Raw genomic sequence first — 3699 nt, forward strand, 5'->3', positions numbered from 1 at the left:
GTCGAGGGCTTTGCTCACCTGAACTTCTCGGCCTCCCTGAACCCGGGGCACTTCCTGTCCTTCTCGCTCACTATGACGCCCTCTCTTATCGGCCAGTCTATCGCCAGCTCGGGGTCGTCCCACCTGATACACCTCTCGTGGGGGGGGCTGTACTCCTTGGTGACCAGGTAGAGGAGGAGCGTGTCCTCCAGCGCCTGGAAGCCGTGGGCGAAGCCCGGGGGTATCCAGAGGGCTAGGCCCGGCTCCAGGAAGACGCCCACGTGCCTGCCGAACCAGGGCGACCCGGCCCTCACGTCCACCGCCACGTCGTAGACCCTCCCCTTGACCACGTACACCAGCTTGCCTTGCTCCATGGGCTCGACCTGGTAGTGCAGCCCCCTCACCACGCCTCTCCTAGAGTAGCTGAGGTTCACCTGGGCGAAGCCCGCGGGGAGGCCCCTGGAGGCGAAGTCGCTCCCCTTGAAGAGCTCGGCGAAGAACCCCCTGCTGTCCGGGAAGACCACCAGCTCGACGAGCACTACGTCGGGTATAGCCAGCCTCTCGACCGACTTAACGGGCATACTCCGCGCACTCCCCCGCGAAAGCCCTCAAGGCGTCGCGAAGAGGCCTGACCTCCAAGCCCATACTCCTAGCCAGCGAGGTGTCCAGGCTCGAGTCCCTCGGCCTCCTAGCCTTGAGTACAGCACTAGCGATGCTGGCCGGCTTCACGAGGTCCTCGCTCACGCCCAACACCCTGGCCAGCTCCACCGCGAACCCGTACCTCGAGACCCTCTCGCCGGCGACGTGCAGGACCCCCCTGGGCCTCGCCTCGAGGATCCTCAGTATAGCGCCGGCCAAGTCTGGGGCGTAGGTCGGCGACAGGAACTGGTCTACGAACGCCTCCACTGTCCGGCCCCTGCTCAGCTTGCTCAGCGCGTCTAGGGCGAAGCCCCTCTTCCCGCCCGGGCTACACCCGTAGATGCCGCTCGTCCTCAGCACGAGGTAGTCTCTTAGAGCCGCTGCTACGGCCACCTCTCCCATCAGCTTCGTCAACCCGTAGTAGTTCAGGGGGTTGGGGTCGTCGCTCTCCCTGTAGAGCCCCTTCTCCCCGTCGAAGACGTAGTCCGTGGAGACGTAGACGAAGTACTCGCAGACGCCCCGGCAGGCCCTCGCGAGCTCCCTAGTGGAGACGTAGTTCACGTTGAGGGCGAGGTTCTTGTTCACCTCGCAGCCGTCCACGTCCGTGTAGGCCGCGGTGTGTACGACGACCTCTGGTCTCAGCGACTTCACGAGCGGCCCGGCTTCGTGGGGGTCGCTGAAGTCTACCCTGACCCAGCTCACCCCCTCTATCTTGGGCGGCCGCGTGGCGTGGTAGGTCGCGTAGACCTCGAAGCCCCTCCCCGCCAGTCTCTCCACTAGGCTCCAGCCCAGCAGCCCCGTGCCGCCTGTGACCAGCACCCTCGTCAAGCGCGACTCACCACGGGGTGTCCGCCAGGACGTACGCCTCGTCTACCAGGGGCCTCCACCACCACTGGTTCGCCAGGTACCAGTCTACAGTAGCCCTCAGCCCGGTCTCGAGGTCGTAGACGGGCCTCCACCCGAGCTCCCTCAGCTTCTCGCACCTCATAGCGTACCTCATGTCCTCGCCGGGCCTCCTCTTGGCGTACACGACCTTCTCCGACGGGTCGTGCCCCATGTACCTGACCACCCTCTCGACGATCTCCTTCACCGTGGCGTAGTTGCCCCGGCACACGTTGTAGACCTGGCTCCTGGGGGCCTTCTCCAGTAGTAGGAGTAGGGCCCTAGACGTGTCCTCGACGTGCATCCAGTCCCTGACCTGCCCGCCGTCGCCGTAGATCACGGCGGGCTTCCCGTGCAGTAGCCTTATTATAGTCCTAGGTATGAGCTTCTCGGGGTGCTGGTAGGGCCCGTAGTTGTTGCAGGGCCTCGCGATCAGGTACTTCAGCCCGTAAGTCCTAGCGTAAGCCTTTATCAAGAGATCGCCGGAGGCCTTGCTGGCGGAGTAGGGGCTCGAGGGGTTCAACGGGTGGTCCTCGGCTGCCTCGGTGCCCGACCCGTAGAGGTCCCCGTACACCTCGTCTGTAGAGATGTGGAAGAAGAGTGCGTCCCCGCCGTGCCTTCTGAGGGTCTCGAGTACGGTGAACACGCCGAGGACGTTCGTCCTTATGAAGGGGGCCGGCTCGTTTATCGACCTGTCCACGTGCGTCTCGGCGGCGAAGTTCACTACGGCGTCCGGCTGGTACTCGGCGAACACCCTCTTGAAAGACTCCTCGTCCGCTATGTCGCCTCTGACGAAGCCCACCCTCCCCTCTTCTACTAGGTCTGCTATGTTCTCGAGCCTGCCAGCGTAGGTGAGCTTGTCGTAGACGAGCACCTCGTAGTCCCTCTCCCTGGCCACGTACCTGACGAAGTTGCTGCCTATGAAGCCGGCGCCTCCCGTGACGAGGAGCCTCATCTCACCACCCTATATCTCCACCAGGCTGTTGTCGGAGACCACCAGCCTTATGTCCCCGTGTAGCTCCCTCGTGTTCCTCACCTTGGTCCTGGAGCCCAGCACGCTGTCGACGAGCCTCGCCCTGCCCAGGTCCAGCTCCGAGTACTCCATTACCAGGCTCCTCGCCACCCTGCCCGAGGAGACCCTGACCCCCTCCTCGAGGGAGGTGTAGGGCTCGACTTCCGAGCCCTTGGAGACCACGGCGCCCCTGCCTATGTAGGCCGGGCCGTAGACCCTCCCCTCGACCACCGCCCCCTCCTCGACGACGACCCTGCCCCTGACCTCCCCGTCCACCTCGCCTTCCACGCTGCCCCTCAACCTGTCCAGTAGCATGTAGACGGCGTCCAGCAGGCCCTCGTAGGTGCCCACGTCCTTCCACCACCCCTTTATCTTGGAGTACGTCACCCTGTACCCCCTGTCCACGAACCACTGGATCAACTCCGTCACCTCGTACTCGCCCCTCCAAGACGGCCTCAGGTCCTTGAAGGCCCTCGCGACGAGCTCCGGGTCCCTGAAGAAGTAGACGCCAACCACCGCGAGGTTGGAGACCGGCTCCCTGGGCTTCTCCACGAGCTTCACGACCCTCCCCGAGTCTAACACGGCCACCCCGAACCTCCCCGGGTCCTCGACCTCGGACAGCAAGATGTGTACGTCCGACCCGTTCTCCGCGAACTCCCTCGCGAAGCCTGCGACACCCTCCTCGACAATGTTGTCCCCCAGGTAGACAACGAAGGGCCCGTCTAGGAAGCCCTCTTCGACGGCCCTGTATATCGCGTGGGCTATCCCGAGCCTCTTCTCCTGGGTTATGTAGGTGAGCCTGGCCCCGAGGCGGGAGCCGTCCCCAAGCGAGCCCCTCACCAGGTCGCCGTAGTAGCCGACGACAACGCCTATGTCCACGACACCGGCGGAGACCAGGTCCTCGATAGGGTACTGGACCATCGGCTTCCCGAGAAGCGGGATCAAGTGCTTGGGCCTGGAGTAGGTGAAGGGCCTAAGCCTAGAGCCCTCCCCAGCAGCTAGGACGAGACCTTTCAAGGCTCAGCCTCCACTTGGTAGACGTACAAGCTGGTCTCTGCACCAATCATGTTATCCCCCCGCGTTTATTTAAGCCTATTTTGACAGAGAGCCCGCTACAGTCTCTCCACACCGTGTTTCCAAGCTCCGCGTGGAAAACCCTGCGAAGCCACGCCTCAGGCGAGGAGGGA

At 63.9% G+C, this 3699-nt stretch carries 4 protein-coding genes; all 4 read right to left on the minus strand.

From position 1 onward, the window contains the following. Positions 1-14 precede the first annotated feature (14 nt). The 4 genes from rfbC to ACP5VX_RS06535 are packed head-to-tail and all read right to left on the minus strand — an operon-like array spanning position 15 to position 3529. Positions 15-560, minus strand: coding sequence for a dTDP-4-dehydrorhamnose 3,5-epimerase (gene rfbC, locus ACP5VX_RS06520; protein ID WP_428725077.1), 546 nt, complete (start codon positions 558-560; stop codon positions 15-17). Then, positions 550-1437 carry a dTDP-4-dehydrorhamnose reductase gene (gene rfbD, locus ACP5VX_RS06525; RefSeq protein ID WP_428725080.1) on the minus strand — a complete coding sequence of 296 codons (888 nt, stop codon included), beginning with the start codon at positions 1435-1437 and terminating at the stop codon, positions 550-552. Before rfbD ends, rfbC begins: the two co-directional genes overlap by 11 nt. Positions 1438-1453: 16 nt before the next feature. Beyond that, positions 1454-2455 (minus strand): dTDP-glucose 4,6-dehydratase, encoded by a 1002-nt coding sequence (rfbB, locus tag ACP5VX_RS06530; RefSeq protein ID WP_428725078.1) that lies wholly within the window; start codon positions 2453-2455, stop codon positions 1454-1456. A 9-nt stretch (positions 2456-2464) separates the two neighbouring features. Then, positions 2465-3529 carry a glucose-1-phosphate thymidylyltransferase gene (locus tag ACP5VX_RS06535; RefSeq protein WP_428725079.1) on the minus strand — a complete coding sequence of 355 codons (1065 nt, stop codon included), beginning with the start codon at positions 3527-3529 and terminating at the stop codon, positions 2465-2467. Between the last annotated feature and the right edge of the window lie 170 nt (positions 3530-3699).

This window comes from Thermogladius sp. (assembly GCF_049970955.1).
Lineage (GTDB): Archaea > Thermoproteota > Thermoprotei_A > Sulfolobales > Desulfurococcaceae > Thermogladius.